Annotated in this window: 10 protein-coding genes; 2 read left to right on the top strand and 8 right to left on the bottom strand. The window is 71.7% G+C overall.

Translation table 11 applies throughout. The features are described 5' to 3' along the window. Window positions 1–25: 25 nt before the first annotated feature. The 3 genes from OF819_RS09420 to OF819_RS09410 all read right to left on the bottom strand — a co-directional run bounded on the left by OF819_RS09420 (window position 26) and on the right by OF819_RS09410 (window position 7,278). Entirely contained in the window at window positions 26–2,578 is a 2,553-nt protein-coding gene (locus OF819_RS09420) for a protein kinase (RefSeq protein WP_267242937.1), read from the bottom strand. Between the two features lie 162 nt (window positions 2,579–2,740). Further along, on the bottom strand, window positions 2,741–5,326 hold the full coding sequence (locus OF819_RS09415) for a serine/threonine-protein kinase (RefSeq protein WP_267242936.1): 2,586 nt from the start codon (window positions 5,324–5,326) through the stop codon (window positions 2,741–2,743). Window positions 5,327–5,571: 245 nt separating this feature from the next. Further along, window positions 5,572–7,278, bottom strand: a complete 1,707-nt coding sequence (locus tag OF819_RS09410) for a glycerol-3-phosphate dehydrogenase/oxidase (RefSeq protein WP_267242935.1) — start codon at window positions 7,276–7,278, stop codon at window positions 5,572–5,574. A gap of 312 nt (window positions 7,279–7,590) precedes the next feature. Between OF819_RS09410 and OF819_RS09405 the strand changes: the two genes are divergently transcribed. Next, window positions 7,591–8,838, top strand: coding sequence for a nucleotide sugar dehydrogenase (locus OF819_RS09405; RefSeq protein WP_267242934.1), 1,248 nt, complete (start codon window positions 7,591–7,593; stop codon window positions 8,836–8,838). A 355-nt stretch (window positions 8,839–9,193) separates the two neighbouring features. Here the strand turns inward: OF819_RS09405 and OF819_RS09400 are convergent, their stop codons facing one another. The 4 genes from OF819_RS09400 to OF819_RS09385 form a co-directional block, all read right to left on the bottom strand. Further along, entirely contained in the window at window positions 9,194–10,318 is a 1,125-nt protein-coding gene (locus tag OF819_RS09400) for a GuaB3 family IMP dehydrogenase-related protein (protein WP_267242933.1), read from the bottom strand. 115 nt (window positions 10,319–10,433) lie between these two features. Beyond that, complete coding sequence (gene guaB, locus OF819_RS09395; RefSeq protein WP_267242932.1) at window positions 10,434–11,939, bottom strand: IMP dehydrogenase; 1,506 nt, start codon at window positions 11,937–11,939, stop codon at window positions 10,434–10,436. 197 nt (window positions 11,940–12,136) lie between these two features. Further along, window positions 12,137–12,724, bottom strand: a complete 588-nt coding sequence (locus OF819_RS09390) for a sigma-70 family RNA polymerase sigma factor (protein ID WP_267242931.1) — start codon at window positions 12,722–12,724, stop codon at window positions 12,137–12,139. Between the two features lie 298 nt (window positions 12,725–13,022). Continuing rightward, window positions 13,023–13,634: a response regulator transcription factor gene (locus OF819_RS09385; protein ID WP_003948568.1), complete on the bottom strand. Its 612-nt coding sequence runs from the start codon at window positions 13,632–13,634 to the stop codon at window positions 13,023–13,025. A 439-nt stretch (window positions 13,635–14,073) separates the two neighbouring features. Between OF819_RS09385 and OF819_RS09380 the strand changes: the two genes are divergently transcribed. Further along, window positions 14,074–14,397: a WhiB family transcriptional regulator gene (locus tag OF819_RS09380; RefSeq protein ID WP_267242930.1), complete on the top strand. Its 324-nt coding sequence runs from the start codon at window positions 14,074–14,076 to the stop codon at window positions 14,395–14,397. Window positions 14,398–14,545: 148 nt separating this feature from the next. Here the strand turns inward: OF819_RS09380 and OF819_RS09375 are convergent, their stop codons facing one another. Then, complete coding sequence (locus OF819_RS09375; RefSeq protein ID WP_267242929.1) at window positions 14,546–15,445, bottom strand: LysR family transcriptional regulator; 900 nt, start codon at window positions 15,443–15,445, stop codon at window positions 14,546–14,548. Window positions 15,446–15,488: the final 43 nt, after the last annotated feature.

The following is a 15,488-nucleotide window of genomic DNA, read 5'->3' as shown; positions in this document are numbered from 1 at the left end:
GTGACAGCGGGTGATCAACGCGCTGTCAGCGGGTGACCCGGTAGGAGGCGGCGGCCTGTTCGTGGTACTCGGTCACCTCGTCGCGCTGCGCCTCCGGCCCGATCACCTGGATCACGTGATAGCGGCCGTCGACGATCAGCGCGAGATTGCGCACGTACACCTCGCGGCCGCTGCTGTCCCGCCAGGTGAACTGGCCTTCCGCCATGGACTGCCGCCCGACGTCGATCCGCCGCAGGCCCGTCGCGCTGGCCCAGGAGGAGTCCCGGAACGGCTGGAGTTCACGCTCCTTGTCGCGCTGGTAGGCGAGCGGGTCATCGCCGTGGTCGGCCACGCTGTCGCGGCCGGGGACGACGATGAGGGTGAAGTCTCCGTCCGAGTAGCGGACTTGACCGGCGTCGTTGACCGGGCTGCGCCGCCAGTCCTTGTCGACGGCGATCCGGAAGCCCTCGGGGTCCTTGCGCAGGGCATAGCCGTCGGGGAGGCTTCCCGCCGGGGCCGAGGTCTGCGGCTGCTGAGCGCCGGGCGACTGCTCCGCGCCGTCCGTGGCGGTGTCGCCGGGGGCGGTGTGGTCGGGGCTCGGACCGGCCGGGGAGGGGCGGCCGCCGACTCCATCTGCCCCGGTTTCCCCCTGCTGTTGGCCGCTGCTCTGCGTCGGCTCCCGGCCCTGCGACGGGCGGTCCGCATCCGCCTTGGGCAGGAACAGCGCGGCGTAGGCGATGCCGGCCGCCGTCAGCAGCAGGATCAGCAGCAGCAGGGTGCGGCCGAGCGCCCGCGGGCCCCGCTCCCGACCGCCGCCGTGCGGGTCTCTGCGATGGCGGTGACGGCCGTAGACGACGTCCGGAACGCCCGCGCGCCGTCTGCGCATGCGCACCAGCTCACCGCGCCGCCGTACGACCGGGAGGCGGGCGGCGTCCACGGGCCCCGAGGGAACGGAGACGATGTTCATCCCCGCGTCCGGCTCCGGCGCGGACCGCACCAGGGAGCGCAGCCAGCCGCGCAGCTCCTCGAAGTCGGGGCGTTCAGTCGGGTCCTGGCGCAGCAGCGATTCGACGACGGGGCGCAGCGGGCCGCACTCCTCGGCGAAGGCGGGCGGCTCCGCGCAGACGAGCTGCACCAGCTCCACGGCGTTCTCTTCGGGGTACGGGGCGTGGCCCTGCACGGCCCGGAACAGCAGCGCGCCGAGCGCCCAGAGGTCGGTCGCGGGCCCGACGGGGGCGGCGAGCTGCCAGTTCTCGTGCACCGGGCCCGCCTGCTCGGGGGCCCAGCGCTCGGTGACCGCGCCGACGACCGCGATCCGCGCCTGCCGGGCCCGCTCGGCCGCCAGCGGCGTTGCGGGGCCCTGGTAACGGGCTCCGTCCTCTGCGACGACCTCATCCCAGCGCCCGGCCGAGCCTGCCTTGGCCGGGGCCTTTGCAGGGGCCTTCGCCGGAGACGGCAGCGCGGGCGGACGCTGAGCACCGTCGTACGTGCGGGGCTGGGGCAGCGCCGGGCGCGCGCCGCCTGCGGGCGCGGGGCCGGGGCCGCCGTCACGCCCCTGCCCCGGACCGTCATGCCAGGAGCCCGCCAGCTGTACGCGGTTGCCGCCGCCGGGCTCGCCAGGGCCAACGGGACCACGGGGACCGCCGGGACCGGCCTCCGGGCCGCCGCCGGGGCCGCCGGACTGACCGGGAACGCCGGACTGACCGGGAACGCGGTCTGAGCCGCTCCCGGTCCGCGGCTGGGCCCACCAGTCGGGGTCGCCCGTCTGCTGTCGTGCCTCATTGGCCCGGGCGGCGGCCTGGGCCCCGGCCCGATACGCGGCGATCGCTCCTGCCCTGGCGGCGCGGACGTCGGGCGCCGCGGCGGACTCCGGCGCCGGGTGCGGCTGGGGCTGGGGCTGGGGCTCCGGGGCGTACGCCTGTGCCTGTGCCCGCTCCTGTTGCGCTTCGCCGTGCTCCCGGGGCTGCCCCTGGTCGGGCGCCGGAACGGGCGCATAGCCGCACAGGGCCTCCTCCGCCGCGCCCGCGGCGAGCCCGGTCAGCACCACCCGGCCGTCGTCGCAGACGAGGACCGTACGGACGGTGATATTCCGGTGGGTCCAGCCGTGCGCGTGGAGAGCGCGCAGCGCGGTGAGCACATCCGAGGCGATCTCGGCGGCGCGATAGGGGCTGAGGGGCCTCTCGGCGAGCAGCGCCGCGAGCGGGCGCGCCTCCACACGCTCACTCACGATCCATAGGGAGCCCGCCTCCGCGAAGACGTCGAAGACCTGGTCGAGACGCGGGTGATCGGGGATCTGCGCGGCGGCCTGCGCGGCTTCGACCGCCCTGCGCACCGCCGGGTCTGCGGGACGGCGCGTCGTACGCCCCTGGCCTGTCCGCCATGCGGCCGCTCCGGCCGGCGGGCCGCCTGCCTCATGGCCGCCGCCGTCGCCTTCCACGACCTCCGCTTCGACCACTTCGGGCAGCGGCACCTGCCGCACCAGCACTTCATGTCCGCTGTAGGTGTCAAACGCCGGGGTCTCACCCAGCTCATAGGCCTCGGCGGGCAGCAGCGGCAGGCGGTAGCGGTCGGCGAGTACCCGTCCCGCGTAGTCGTCCACAAGGCCTCCCCACCAGCCCGCTGTTCCCCGGCCGGTCACCCAGCTTGTGCGAAACCGTCCGCCGCGGTGTCCATACCGGTGTCAATTCCGGTCGGACAACGCCTTCTTACGGCTGCGTACCGTCCGCGAGCTCTCACGATACGTGTCCTCGCCCGGTCGTGCTCAGTCCTTGGGGCTGAACGTGGCGAACGCCGTCTCGCGCAGCGTCGTGCACTCCTCGTCCTGCCATTCACTCGCCTTGCAGCTGATCATGATCGAGTAGCCGCGCCGGGCGTCCACCTTGAAGCCCCTGTTGAGAACCCGTACCCGCTCGCCGCCCTGATTGCGCTCGAACTGCCAGTCGGCCACGGTCGGATAGCCGTTGTACGCGACTTTGTCGATGCCGAGGTGCCGATAGCCGCTGCTGCTTGCCCTGACTCCGGCCACGGCCTGCTGCCAGGCCCATGCGGCGTCGTCCCCGGGGCTGGAGGTGAAATCGATCTGCAGCCGGGGGAATCCGCCGCTCTCGCTGAATATCGCGCCGGAGTTCCGGCCCGCTATGCCCGTCTGCCTGAAGTTCTCGGGCATGGCGACGCTGAAGTGGAACTGGTCGTTGGGGACCGTCTTATAGCCCTCGGGCAGCGCGGCCCCGCCCGGCTTGTCGCCGTTCTTCCCGCCGTCGTCGCCCTGTTCGCCGTCCGGCTCGTCTCCGTTGTCGCCCCTGGCGCCGTCCTTGGCGCCCTCCGCGGCCCCGCCGTCCTGGCCACCGGGACCGCCGCCCGAGTCCGTGTCCTTGGCGTTGCCGCCCTTGGCGGCGTCCTTGCCCGCCGCGGCCGCTCCGCCGTCCGCCCCGCCGCTCGCCGCGCCGGCCGAGGCGGTCCTGTCGCCCTGAGCGCCCTTGCCGCCCTCCTCGCCGCCGCCCAGCGTGAGCAGCAGCACGACGGACAGCACGGCCAGCACGACCACCACCGCAATGATCACCAGGGTGCGGCGGGACACCACATCGGTGATGGGAGCAGGCACCGGCGCGGGCCGTCCGGCGGGCTCCTGGGGCCGCGGCTTCGGCTCCGCCGCGGCCGCTGCGGCGTTCCGTACGGAACGGAGCGCGCCGCGCAGCCGGTCGGCGGCGGGGTCCTTCCCGGCCGGCTGCGCCGGAGGCCGGGCGGCCGGGCCCCGGTGCGGAGCGGGCGGAGGCGGCATCGCTATGACCCGTGTGGCATCGGACTCCGCCTCCGGGCCGGCGGGCTGCTCGGGCGCTTCAGGCGCATGGACCACGGCGGTCAGCAGCTTGCGGGCGCCGGCGTCGTCCAGCCGCTGCTCCGGGTCCTTGGCCAGCAGCCCGTAGATGACCTCCTCCAGCGGACCCGCGTTCTTCGGCGGGTCCAGCGGCTCGGTCATCACGGCCGTCAGCGTCGCGATCGCCGACCCCTTGTCGTACGGCGGCGCTCCCTCGACGCTCGCGTACAGCAGCCCGCCCAGCGACCAGAGGTCGGCTGCCGGGCCCGGCCTGTGGCCGCGGGCCCGCTCTGGGGATATATAGGAGGGCGCGCCGACGAGCATGCCGGTGGAGGTAATCGAGGGGTCGCCCTCGACCTGGGCGATGCCGAAGTCGGTGAGCACCACCCGTCCGTCCTCGGCGATCAGCACATTGGACGGCTTCACATCGCGGTGCAGGATGCCCTGCCGGTGGGCCGAGCGCAGCACGTCGAGAATCGCGAGTCCGACCTCGGCGGCGCGGCGGGGCGTCAGGGTGCCGTCCTCGCGGATGACTTCGGCGAGGGACTTGCCCTCGACGAGTTCCATCACGATCCAGGGGCGGTCGTCCTCGTCGACGACGTCGTAGACGGTCACCGCGCTGTTGTTGCGGATCCTGGCGATCGCCTTGGCCTCGCGCAGGGTGCGGGTGATGAGCCGTCGCTTCTCGTCCTCGTCGATGCTGTTGGGGAAGCGCAGTTCTTTGACGGCCACCGTGCGGCCGAGGGTCTCGTCGACCGCCCGCCACACCGTGCCCATGCCGCCGCGTCCGAGGACCCCGCCGAGCCGGTACCGCCCGGCGAGGAGCTGCCCGTCGGCCCCGGTGGCCCCGCGCCCCGCCGCACTTGCGGACGCCGCGCTCCGCCCGCCGCCCGTACCGCCCCTGGCCGGCTCCGCCTTCCCCGAGCCCGCCGCGCCGGCACCGCCCTTGCCCGCGCCGGCTGAGCCCGCATCGGACCTGCCCGCATCGGACCTGCCCGCTTCAGACTTGGCCACATCGGACTTGGCCACATCGGACTTGCCCGCATCGGGCTTGCCCGGACGCCCGCTTTCGGGTCGGGTGCTGTCAGGCGTCCCGGCTGCCTGAACTGCCGCCGATGGGGAGGTCCCAGCCCGCCCGGGCCCCGCCTGTGCCGGCTTCTCCCGTTCCGGCTTCTTCTCGGCCTTCTTGCCGCCCGTGCCCGCGCTCCGGCCGGGCTCACTCTCCGCCGCGCCCTCGGCCTCGGGGGCGTCAGCTTCGAGGGCGTCGGCTTTCGGGGCGGAGGCTTTCGCAGGGCCTCTGCCGGCCGCGGATCCGGTCGACTGGTGCGGCACCCCGGCACGCGCCGCCGTGGGCGAGGCACCCGAACCGCCGTCGCTCCCGGGCGGTATACGCGCCGCGGACGGCGCGTCTGACGACTTGCCGGACGCCGCTTCTGGCTGCTTCCCGGACTCCTGGGAATCCTCCCGGGGCTCCGTACCGGAAACCTGCCCGGCCGCCCGCTGGGGCTCCCGTGACTGCTCCGCCTCCGACATGCGTCCCCTCTGCGATCCCTGATCTTCGCCCGCGCCCGCCGTTGGCCGCGCGTACGGTAACCCGCCCTGGCAGAGCCCTCATTGTCCCTCACTCCGGGACCCGTTCTTCTCCCGGGTCCGCCGATGCCCCGGACAGGCCCGAAAGGGGTGGGATTACCACAATGCCATGAGATGCTCAGAGTCGTTCAGACCAAGGCTGACTCGATCAAGGCCGTTTAGGCCGGAACCCCACATCGGTGGAGGACTCAGAGCGGAACGATGTCGGGCGCTCCGAGTCTGGCCGCATCGGCCGTCAGGTCGTCCGGCTGACGCTGCGATTCGCGTTCCGCCTCCACCCGCTTCGCGTAGTGCGCCACCTCCTTCTCGATCTGTCTCTCGTCCCAGCCCAGGACCGGCGCCATCAGATCCGCGCACTCACGTGCACAGCGCGTCCCCCGGTCGAAGGTCTCGATGGAGATCCTGGTCCGGCGGGTGAGCACATCGTCCAGATGCCGCGCCCCTTCATGCGAGGCCGCATAGACCACCTCCGCCCGCAGATAGTCCTCCGCGCCCTCCAGCGGATCACCGAGGCCGGGCTCGTCGGCGATCAGCGCGAGCAGTTCCTCGGTCAGCGAGCCGTACCGGTTCAACAGATGCTCCACGCGCACCACATGAAGCCCCGTCCGGGCCGCGATCCTCGCCCGCGCGTTCCACAGTGCGCGGTAGCCCTCCGCGCCGAGCAGCGGCACATCCTCGGTGACGCAGTCCGCGACCCGCTGGTCGAGCCCGTGCACCGCCTCGTCCACCGCGTCCTTCGCCATCACGCGGTAGGTCGTGTACTTGCCGCCCGCGACGACCACCAGACCCGGGACGGGGTGCGCCACAGTGTGCTCGCGTGACAGCTTGCTCGTGGCGTCCGACTCACCGGCCAGCAGGGGCCGCAGCCCCGCGTACACCCCCTGGACGTCGTCCCGGGTCAGGGGCACGGCCAGCACCTCGTTCACATGCTCAAGCAGATAGTCGATGTCGGCACTGGAGGCGGCAGGATGCGCCTTGTCGAGATCCCAGTCGGTGTCGGTCGTGCCCACGATCCAGTGCCGCCCCCAGGGGATGACGAACAGAACCGACTTCTCCGTGCGGAGAATAAGCCCGCTCGTCGAGTGGATGCGGTCCTTGGGCACGACCAGATGGATCCCCTTGGACGCCCGCACATGGAACTGGCCGCGCTCCCCGATCAGCGCCTGCGTGTCGTCCGTCCACACCCCGGTGGCATTGACGATCTGCTTGGCCCGGACCTCGTAATCCCCGCCGGCCTCGACGTCCTGCACCCGGGCCCCGACGACCCGCTCCCCCTCGCGCAGAAAGCCGACCACCCGTGCCCGGCTGGCGACCTGGGCCCCATAACTCGACGCCGTCCGCACCAGGGTGGCCACATAGCGGGCGTCGTCCATCTGCGCGTCGTAGTACTGCAGGGCGCCGACCAGGGCGTCCTTCCTCAGTGCGGGGGCGACACGCAGGGCCCGGCGGCGCGACAGATGGCGATGCAGGGGCAGCCCTCGCCCGTGCCCGGAGGAGACGGACATGGCGTCGTACAGCGCGACGCCGGAGCCGGCGTACAGGCGCTCCCATCCCTTGTGCTGGAGCGGATAGAGGAACGGCACGGGTTTGACGAGATGCGGGGCGAGCCGCTCCAGCAGCAGCCCCCGCTCCTTGAGGGCCTCTCTCACCAGGGCGAAGTCCAGCATCTCCAGATATCGCAGCCCGCCGTGGATGAGCTTGCTCGACCGGCTCGATGTGCCCGAGGCCCAGTCACGGGCCTCGACAAGCCCCGTCGACAGCCCTCGGGTGACGGCGTCCAGCGCGGTGCCGGCTCCCACCACACCGCCGCCCACCACCAGAATGTCCAGCTCTCGCTCGGCCATCCCGGCGAGCGCCGCGGCGCGCTCAGCGGGTCCCAGTGTCGCTGTCCTCACTGCTGCCTCCCGTCCGCCCGCGGGCGGGCGTTTGTCGGCGTGTCCGGTGCGGTCATGCGGTGATGCGGTCCTGCGGCCGTGCAGCCACACGGCCGGTGGCCCTTGACGCCGTATGCGGCCGGGCTCACCACGTCGATTCTGGCCGCACTCCGGCACTTCAGCCACCGCCTGTGGATAACACTCGGACGGCCACAAGCCCGCAATACAACATATCGGTCATATTTACGCCTAGTCTGACATTGCGCCTGCTCATTCTGTCCACTGGGCTTGCGCCCTCTGCTCCTTTTGGCTACGGGAAGGACGGCCACCGCCATGCCCGCAGATTTCGCCGTGATCGGACTCGGCTGCCTCGGACTGCCGCTCGCCCAGGCCGCAGTGGCCGCCGGCATCGGAACCATCGGCTATGAAACCGACCCGAACCCGCGCCGTCTGGCGGAACCGGCGGCAGGCCGCACCCCGGCGGACATCCGCCGGATGGTCTCCGGCGGCTTCCGATCGGTCACCGATCCGGCGGAACTCGGCCGGGTGCGCACGGCGGCGATCTGCGCGCCCACACCGCTGGGGGCGGATGGCACACCCGACCTCAGCGCGGTCGCGGACGCCGCCCGCGCCCTGGCCCCACGGCTGCGTCCGCACACCACGGTGCTGCTCGAGTCGGCCGTACTTCCCGGCGCCACCGACGAGTTCCTGCGCCCCCTCCTCGAACAGGGGTCCGGACTGCGGGCGGGCCGGGACTTCCATCTGGCGTACTCCCCCGGCCGCCTGGATCCGGGCAGCCGGACCCACGGCTACGCCAACACCCCGAAGGTGATCGGGGGGCTCACGCCGGCCTGCACCGAAGCGGCCGCCGCCTTCTACGGCAGGCTGACCGACAAGGTCGTCCGGGCGCGCGGGCTGCGCGAGGCCGAGACCGTCAAGGTCCTCGAAACCAACTACCGGCAGGTCAATATCGCGCTGGTCAACGAGATGGCGGTGCTCTGTCACGAGCTCGGCGTCGACTTCTGGGACGTCGTCCGCTGCGCCGAGACCAAGCCGTTCGGCTTCCAGGCGTTCCGCCCCGGCCCCGGTGTGGGCGGCCACGGCGTGCCGATGGACCCGCGCCGGCTGTCCCCCGACGGGGCCCCGGCAGGCGGGACCCTGCGTATGGTCGGCCTCGCCCAGGAGATCAACGCACGGATGCCGCAGTACGCAGTCCAGCGCTGCGCCACCCTGCTGAACGAGCACGGCAAATCGGCGCGCGGCGCACGGGTGCTGCTCCTCGGCGTCACCTACAAACCGGACCTCGCCGATCTGCAGTGCTCACCCGCCGTCGAAATCGCCCGCCGGCTGATGGACCTGGGGGCGTCGGTGAGCTACCACGACCCGTATGTGCCGCACTGGAGGGTGCGGGACGTGCCGGTCCCGCGGGCGGACTCGCTCTACGAGGCCGCGGCGGGAGCGGATCTGACGGTGCTTCTCCAGCACCACCGGACGTATGACCTTCAGGGCCTGGCGGTCAAGGCCCAGCTGCTGCTCGACACCCGCGGCGCGACCCCTGCGGGCGCGGCACACCGCCTGTGAGGGTCCTGAGGCGTCTTCCCCATCCCTCCACTGCGCCCTGGGGGCGATGCCGTTTCCCTGCCTAGCGGTCCTGTGCCGGTGACCTGCGGAAAGCTGCCCGGCGGAGACCGAGAGGAACTGTCAGTGCACGTGGGGGCTCCGCGCCCAGCCCTCTTCGGGAGGAGGAAATGCGGGGCTGCCGCCCCGCGCCCTTGTGCGGCCCTCGGGCGTGTCCTCAAGCTCCCCCGGCTACCTCCCCCAGCCCCGTCTGGGGGTACCCCGGCCGGGGTCTGGGGCGCAGCCCCGGTTGTGGGGGGCCTTGCGTCGTGCCCCGGGGCGCGGCGCGAGGCCCCCCACAGCCAGCGGAGAAAGTCGGTCAGCGGCGGTGCTGGGAGTCCGCGACCGTCACCTCGACCCGCTGGAACTCCTTGAGCTCGCTGTAGCCGGTCGTCGCCATCGCCCGCTTGAGCGCGCCGAAGAAGTTCATCGACCCGTCCGGCTTGTGCGAGGGCCCGGTGAGGATCTCCTCCGTGGTGCCGACGACGCCCAGGTCCACCAGCTTGCCGCGCGGCACGTCCTCGTGGACCGCCTCCATGCCCCAGTGGCGGCCCTTGCCCGGCGCCTCGGTGGCGCGGGCCAGCGGGGAGCCCATCATCACGGCGTCCGCGCCGCAGGCGATGGCCTTCGGCAGATCGCCCGACCAGCCCACTCCGCCGTCGGCGATGACATGCACATACCGGCCGCCGGACTCGTCCATGTAGTCGCGGCGGGCCGCGGCCACATCGGCGACCGCCGTCGCCATCGGCACCTGGATGCCCAGGACGTTGCGCGTGGTGTGCGCGGCGCCGCCGCCGAAGCCGACGAGCACGCCCGCCGCGCCGGTGCGCATCAGGTGCAGCGCGGCCGTATAGGTGGCGCAGCCGCCGACGATGACCGGCACGTCCAGCTCGTAGATGAACTGCTTCAGGTTCAGCGGCTCGGCCGCGCCCGAGACATGCTCGGCGGAGACGGTGGTGCCGCGGATGACGAAGAGGTCCACGCCCGCGTCCACGACGGCCTTGGAGAACTGCGCGGTGCGCTGCGGCGAGAGCGCGGCGGCGGTGACCACGCCGGAGTCGCGCACCTCCTTGATGCGCTGCCCGATCAGCTCTTCCTTGATCGGCTCGGCGTAGATCTCCTGCAGCCGGCGGGTCGCCTCATCCGCCTCAAGACCGGCGATCTCGTCGAGCAGCGGCTGCGGGTCCTCGTACCGGGTCCACAGTCCCTCAAGGTTCAACACGCCGAGCCCGCCCAGCTCACCGATGCGGATCGCGGTCTGCGGCGAGACGACGGAGTCCATGGGGGCGGCGAGGAACGGCAGCTCAAAGCGGTAGGCGTCGATCTGCCAGGCGATCGAGACCTCTTTGGGGTCCCGGGTGCGCCGGCTCGGTACGACGGCGATGTCATCGAACGCGTACGCCCGGCGGCCGCGCTTGCCGCGCCCGATCTCGATCTCAGTCACGTTGTGTGGGCCTTTCCCTCTACGTCTGCCGGGTCCAGTATCCCCGACAACCCCCGTGCACACGTCTGGGGCGGTCCCGGATGCTCCGGGACCGCCCCCTCACGCGCGCGTGCCGCTACTTCCTGCTGTAGTTCGGCGCCTCGACCGTCATCTGGATGTCGTGCGGGTGGCTCTCCTTGAGCCCCGCGGAGGTGATCCGGACGAACCGGCCGCGCTCCTGCAGCTCGGGGACGGTGCGCCCGCCGACGTAGAACATCGACTGGCGCAGACCGCCGACCAGCTGGTGGACGACCGCGGAGAGCGGGCCGCGGTAGGGCACCTGGCCCTCGATGCCCTCGGGCACCAGCTTCTCGTCGGAGGCGACGCCCTCCTGGAAGTACCGGTCCTTGGAGAAGGAGCGCTGCTCGCCACGGGACTGCATCGCGCCCAGGGAACCCATGCCGCGGTACGACTTGAACTGCTTGCCGTTGATGAACATCAGCTCGCCCGGCGACTCCTCACAGCCCGCGAGCAGCGAGCCGAGCATCACCGTGTCCGCGCCGGCGACCAGCGCCTTGGCGATGTCGCCCGAATACTGCAGACCGCCGTCGCCGATCACCGGAACGCCGGCCTCCTTCGCGGCGAGCGAGGCTTCGTAGATGGCCGTGACCTGGGGGACGCCGATGCCGGCCACCACGCGGGTGGTGCAGATCGACCCCGGTCCCACGCCGACCTTGATGCCGTCGACGCCGGCGTCGATCAGGGACTGCGCGCCGTCGCGGGTGGCCACGTTGCCGCCGATGACATCGACGCCCGACGCATTGGACTTGATCTTGGCGACCATATCGCCGACCAGCCTTGAGTGGCCGTGGGCGGTGTCGACGACGATGAAGTCGACGCCTGCCTCGATCAGCGCCTGGGCACGCTCGAAGGCGTCGCCCGCGACGCCCACCGCGGCGCCGACGAGCAGCCGGCCGTCCGCGTCCTTGGCGGCGTTCGGGTACTGCTCGGCCTTGACGAAGTCCTTGACCGTGATCAGACCCTTGAGGATGCCCGCGTCATCGACCAGCGGCAGCTTCTCGATCTTGTGGCGGCGCAGCAGCTGCATGGCGTCCACACCGGAGATCCCGACCTTGCCGGTGACCAGCGGCATCGGGGTCATGACTTCGCGGACCTGGCGGCTGCGGTCGGACTCGAAGGCCATGTCGCGGTTGGTGACGATGCCGAGCAGCTTGCCCGCGGCGTCGGTGACCGGGACGCCGCTGATGCGGAACTTGGCGCACAGTCGGTCGGCGTCGGCGAGCGTGGCGTCCGGATGGACCGTGATGGGGTCGGTGACCATGCCCGATTCGGAGCGCTTGACCAGATCGACCTGGTTGGCCTGGTCGGCGATGGAGAGATTGCGGTGCAGCACGCCCGCGCCGCCCTGCCGGGCCATGGCGATGGCCATCCGCGCCTCGGTCACCTTGTCCATGGCGGCGGACAGCAGCGGGATGTTCACTCGTACGTTCTTCGAGAGGTGCGAGGCGGTGTCGATCTGGTCCGGAGCCATGTCGGACGCGCCCGGCAGCAGCAGCACATCGTCGTAGGTCAGCCCGAGTGTCGCGAATTTCTCGGGCACTCCGTCGACGTTGGCAGTCATGACACCTTCCCCAATGGCCTTGATCGGTGCGGATGTCCATGCTAACGGGCTCAGCGGGTGTCTCATTCCACGAGCAAGATCACCCAGCAGCTTTGTAGGTTCACACGGACGGAGTAACGGCCGAGTCGATGAGCCGGGACCTCTAAGGCGAGGGCGGGGGCGGCGAGCCATGCGAGATGCGGCCTGCCGCCTGCCGCCTACTGCTCGGCGAGGGCACGCAGCCGGCTCAGCGCCCGGTGCTGGGCGACCCGGACCGCGCCGGGCGACATCCCCAGCATCTGCCCGGTCTCCTCGGCGGTCAGCCCCACGGCAACCCGCAGCACCAGCAGCTCGCGCTGGTTCTCCGGCAGATTGGCCAGCAGCTTCTTGGCCCATTCGGCGTCGCTGCTGAGCAGCGCGCGCTCCTCGGGCCCCAGGGAGTCGTCGGGCCGCTCGGGCATCTCGTCGGAGGGCACCGCCGTCGATCCCGGGTGGCGCATCGCCGCGCGCTGCAGATCGGCGACCTTGTGGGAGGCAATGGCGAAGACGAACGCCTCGAAGGGTCTGCCTGTGTCCTTGTAGCGCGGCAGCGCCATCAGAACGGCGACGCAGACCTCCTGGGCGAGGTCCTCCACAAAGTGGCGCGCGTCACCGGGCAGCCGGCTGAGCCGGGTGCGGCAGTAGCGCAGCGCCAGCGGGTGGACATGGGCCAGCAGGTCGTGTGTCGCCTGCTCGTCGCCGTCGACCGCGCGGTGGACGAGTGCGCCGATGGCCCCCTGGGCAGTCGCCGCCTCGTCGTCACGCATCGGTCCATGGTGCCTTGACGGCTTCTGGTCCATGGCACCGCGTCCGTAGTTATGCACCGAAGCGTTATGAGCGGGCGCGCCCGACCTCATACTGTGCGCCCTCCCCTCCCGCTCGACCGACTCGTCCCCGAGGAACTCCACCCCTCAAGGATGCGGCATCGCGCGGGAAACGGATGCCCACCGCCGCCGCCGGCCCCGCCCACCCGGCGGCGGGCGGGGCCGGCAGCGCCCCCGCTTACGGCTTGTCCTCGGCCCACTCGGCCGACCCTGATCGAGATCCCGATCCGCTGCCCGCTGCCTAGCGAACGAGTCCCCAGCGGAATCCGAGCGCCACCGCGTGCGCCCGGTCAGAGGCGCCGAGCTTCTTGAAGAGCCGCCTGGCGTGCGTCTTCACCGTGTCCTCTGAGAGGAAGAGCTCCCGGCCGATCTCGGCGTTGGACCGGCCGTGGCTCATGCCTTCGAGCACCTGGATCTCGCGCGCGGTGAGCGTGGGCGCGGCGCCCATCTCGGCGGAGCGCAGCCGACGCGGGGCGAGTCGCCAGGTGGGGTCGGCGAGCGCCTGGGTGACGGTCGCGCGCAGTTCGGCGCGCGAGGCGTCCTTGTGCAGATAGCCGCGCGCCCCGGCGGCGACGGCCAGCGCCACGCCGTCCAGGTCCTCGGCCACGGTCAGCATGATGATCCGAGCGCCGGGGTCGGCGGAGAGCAGCCGGCGGACGGTCTCGACGCCGCCCAGTCCGGGCATGCGTACGTCCATCAGAATCAGATCCGAGCGATCGGCGCCCCAGCGGCGGAGGACTTCCTCGCCGTTGGCCGCGGTCGTCACGCGCTCGACGCCGGGCACGGTCGCTACCGCGCGGCGCAGCGCCTCTCGGGCAAGCGGGGAGTCGTCGCAGACGAGGACGGAAGTCATGGCCGTCCTCCGCAGCTGATGCGCGTCACCTTGAGCCTCCAGGCTGGGTACGTTTCGTCACCTGTGCGGTTGACGCTCTCAGACATGTGCCCGAGGGCTTCTTCCTTCAACCGCCTCCGCACTCTCAACGACGGTCACCCGAAAGAGTTACGGGTCGGCCGGCCGCCTTCAACACTCCACGTGAGGGGTCGAGCGCGGAGAAGAGCGCCACAGCTCACACGCCCTTCCGTCCAGCGACTATGCCCCATTCAGCGGCTTTTCTTCCCTTTTGCCAGTGTCTGTGGCTAGATTCGCAATGAGTCATATTTACATCTACTTAGACAGTAGATGTACGGTCGTTGGGCATGGACGGATGCCGCATCCGACTCGCATCCGGCCGTTTCCGACCTGTCCTGCAATCCACCTGTATCCACTCAGCACGGTTTCAAGGGGACACGCCATGGCAGATTTCTCCCGTCTTCCGGGGCCCAACGCCGATCTGTGGGACTGGCAGCTCCTCGCGGCATGCCGTGGGGTCGACAGCTCGCTCTTCTTCCACCCCGAGGGCGAGCGTGGCGCAGCGCGGAGTGCGCGCGAGAACTCGGCGAAGGAGGTCTGCATGAGGTGCCCGGTCCGCGCCGAGTGCGCGGCCCATGCGCTGGCGGTGCGGGAGCCGTACGGCGTGTGGGGCGGGCTGACCGAGGACGAACGCGAGGAACTGATGGGGCGCGCCCGGCACCGGCTGGTTCCGGCCGCGAGCAGCACGGGCGCGGGACGGAGCTGAGCCCCGGCCTGCGGACACGGGCGGTGGCCCCGATCCCAGCCCTGAGTCACCGCAGCCTGATCAGCCCGACCTGATCACCGCAGCCTGATCAGGTCGGGCTGGTCAGGTCGGCCTGGTCAGCTGAGCCTGCCGGGTCGGCTGAGCCAGGTCACCGGGGGCCCGCGGCGGCGGTGAGCTGGTCGAGGGTGGCCGCGACGGCCGGCACCTGCGCCAGGTCGGGGAGCGTGAGGGCGACGATCTCGCGGTGGACGGCGGGTTCCACGGAGACGGTGCACGCCCCCTTGGGACGCACCGATTCCAGCGCCAGCTCGGGCAGCACCGCCACGCCGAGTCCCGCGCCGACCAGTCCGATCACCGCCGGGTAGTCGTCGGTGGCGAAATCGATGCGCGGGGTGAAACCCGCGTCCTCGCAGACCCGGACCAGCTGGCGGCGACAGCGCGGGCAGCCCGCGATCCAGGGTTCGCCGGCCAGCTCCGCGATGGCGACCTGCCCCGAGGCGGCGAGACGGTGCCCTTCGGGGACCAGTCCGACGAGCCGGTCGGTGAGCAGCGGTCGCACCACGAGATCCGCCCACTCCGCCTCCGCGCCCGAGGCGTAGTAGCGGAAGGCGAGAGCCACATCGCAGTCGCCTTCGCGCAGCATCTCCACCGAGCGCGGCGGCTCGGCCTCGACGAGGGAGACGCGGGTGCCCGGATGCGCCGCACGCAGGGCGGCCAGGGCGGTCGGCACCAGTGTGGAGCTGCCGCTGGAGAAGGACACCAGCCGCACCCGGCCCGCGCGCAGCCCAGCGATGGCGGCGACCTCCTCCTCGGCGGCGGTGAGCCCGGCGAGGATGCCCGCGGCGTGGCGCACCAGCGCCTCACCCGCCTGCGTCAGACGCATTTCCCGGCCCGTCCGGATCAGCAGCGGTGTGCCGGCGGACGCTTCGAGCGCCTTCATCTGCTGGCTAACGGCCGGCTGGGTGCAGCCCAGCTCGCGGGCTGCCGCGGAGAAGGACCCGGTGGCGGCCACGGCACGCAGGACGCGGAGATGACGGGCTTCGATCACCTCTTAAATATAAGGGACCCTTGGGTGTTGGTGAGGATATCGA

Source organism: Streptomyces sp. PR69 (genome assembly GCF_026420845.1).
Classification (GTDB): domain Bacteria; phylum Actinomycetota; class Actinomycetes; order Streptomycetales; family Streptomycetaceae; genus Streptomyces.
This window is presented reverse-complemented; position numbering and strand designations above follow the sequence as displayed.